Origin of the sequence: Mesorhizobium sp. M7A.F.Ca.CA.002.04.1.1 (assembly GCF_004022805.1) — a bacterium.
GTDB lineage: Bacteria > Pseudomonadota > Alphaproteobacteria > Rhizobiales > Rhizobiaceae > Mesorhizobium > Mesorhizobium ciceri.
This window is the reverse complement of the sequence record NZ_RZPL01000863.1, coordinates 1-2,201: the sequence shown is the minus strand read 5'-3', so window position 1 is coordinate 2,201 and position 2,201 is coordinate 1. Positions and strand designations below refer to the sequence as shown.

2 protein-coding genes are annotated in these 2,201 nt (G+C 68.2%); both read left to right on the top strand.

The annotated features are described in order from the left end of the window. Positions 1-1,107: COG4223 family protein (locus ENZ75_RS29610; protein WP_128278542.1), on the top strand; the 1,107-nt coding region annotated here is incomplete at its 5' end. 10 nt (positions 1,108-1,117) lie between these two features. Beyond that, positions 1,118-2,201: heme biosynthesis HemY N-terminal domain-containing protein (locus tag ENZ75_RS29605; protein WP_128278541.1), on the top strand; the 1,084-nt coding region annotated here is incomplete at its 3' end.

Genomic DNA, 2,201 nt, shown 5'->3' with positions numbered 1-2,201 from the left:
GCGCAGACCGACGGCAACAAGGCAAAAGCCGAGACACAGGACGAGAAAATGGCGCCAGCCCCTGAAAAGCGTGGCGGCCTCAACGGCATCGCCGCCGGCATCATCGGCGGCGTCATCGCGCTGGTCGGCGCCGGCGGGCTGCAATTTGCCGGCCTGCTCGGCGCGCCGGGCTCCGGCGCCAGCGTCTCGCTCGATGGCGTCAATGGCGACATCGCCTCGCTGAAGACCGAAATCGCCGGCTTGAAGGACGCCGGCGGCAACGGCGATGCAGCGGCGAAGATGGTCGGGCTGTCCTCGGGCCTGGAGCAGGTCAAGGCTGATGTCGCGGCGCTGAAATCGGCTGTCGAGAAAGGTGGAGCAGGCGACGCGGCCGGCGTCACCGCACTGGGCGACAAGGTCGCGCAGATCGAGACGGCGGTCGCCGCCCTCGGCAAGGCGGGCAGCGCGGCGCCGGTCGATCTTGGTCCGCTCACCGAAAAACTGGCAGGCCTCGACGCGCAGGTGAAGTCGGCCGGCGAGGCGGCTACCGCGCAGGATGGCCGGCTGAAAGCGCTGGAGCAGTCTGTGTCGCAGCTGTCCGGCAAGGTCGAGGCGGCGGCGGGACAGCCGAAGATCGCGCTTGCCATCGCGGCGTCGGCCTTGAAGGCGGCGCTTGAGCGTGGCGGGCCGTTTTCGGCCGAACTCGAAACCCTCGCCGCGATTTCGCCTGATGCGCCGCAGCTTGCGGCACTGCGCCCCTATGCCGAAAAGGGCGTTCCAACCCGCGCCGAGATCGCATCGCAGGCTGATGCCGCCGCCAATGCCATGGTCACGGCGGCGACGCCTGTCGATGAGAATGCCGGCTTCGTTCAGAGCCTTCTGTCGAGCGCGCAATCGCTGGTCAAGGTCAGGCCGATCGGCGCCGTCGAAGGCGCCGGCGCACCGGAAACCGTCGCGCGCATGGAGGCGGCGGTCAACCAGGGCGACTACGCCAAGGCACTCAGCGAGTATGAAACGCTGCCCGAGGCCGCCAAGGCCGCGGGCGCCGACTTTGCCGGTAAGCTGAAGGCGCGCATCGAGGTCGAGACCCAGGTCGATGCGCTGATCTCGGGCGCGATGAAGGCATGAGGGCAACACAATGATCCGCCTGCTCGCCTTCCTCATCGTCGTTTTCGCGCTCGGGCTGGGCTTTGCCTGGCTGGCCGACCGGCCGGGCGACATGGTCGTCACTTTCAACGGCTATCAATACCAGGTCAGCCTGATGGTGGCGGCGGTGGCTGTCGTTGCCGTGGTCGCTGCGGTGATGATCCTGTGGTGGCTGCTCAAGTCGCTGTGGAACAGCCCCTACACCATCTCGCGCTATTTCCGTGTCCGCCGCCGCGATCGTGGCTATCAGGCGCTGTCGACCGGCATGATTGCCGCCGGCGCCGGTGATGGCGCGCTGGCCCGCAAGAAGACCAAGGAAGCCGCCAAGCTGATCCGTTCCGACCAGGAGCCGCTGATCCACCTGCTCGAAGCGCAGGCGTCGCTCCTCGAAGGCGATCATGAATGCGCGCGGCAGAAATTCGAGAGCATGCTCGAGGATCCCGAAATGCGGCTGCTGGGTTTGCGCGGGCTTTATCTGGAAGCCGAACGGCTCGGCGACCGCAACGCCGCCAGGCATTATGCCGGCCGCGCCGCCGCTGTGGCGCCGCAGCTGGCCTGGGCGGCGGAATCGACGCTGGAAGAGCTGACCGCGCGCGGCGACTGGGACGGCGCCCTGAAACTCGTCGACGCGCAGAAAGCGACACGGCAGATCGAACGCGATGCCGCCAACCGCCGCCGCGCCGTGCTGCTGACCGCCAAGGCGCAGGCGCTTGCCGACAGCGATCCCGCCGCCGCCAGGACGGCGGCGATCGAAGCGAACAAGCTCAGGCCCGATTTCGCGCCTGCCGCCGTGGCCGCCGCGGCCGCACTGTTCAAGCAGAACGATGTGCGCAAGGGCTCGAAGATACTCGAGGCGGCGTGGAAGGCCGAGCCGCATCCGGAGATCGCCGAGCTCTATACCCATGCAAGGCCGGGCGACGCGGTGCTCGACCGCCTCAACCGGGCGAAGAAGCTGCAGGAGATGAAGAAGAACCACGCCGAATCGTCGATGACGGTGGCGCGCGCCGCGCTCGACGCGCAGGATTTCGCGACCGCCCGCCGCGAGGCCGAGGCGGCGATCCGGATGGACCGTCGCG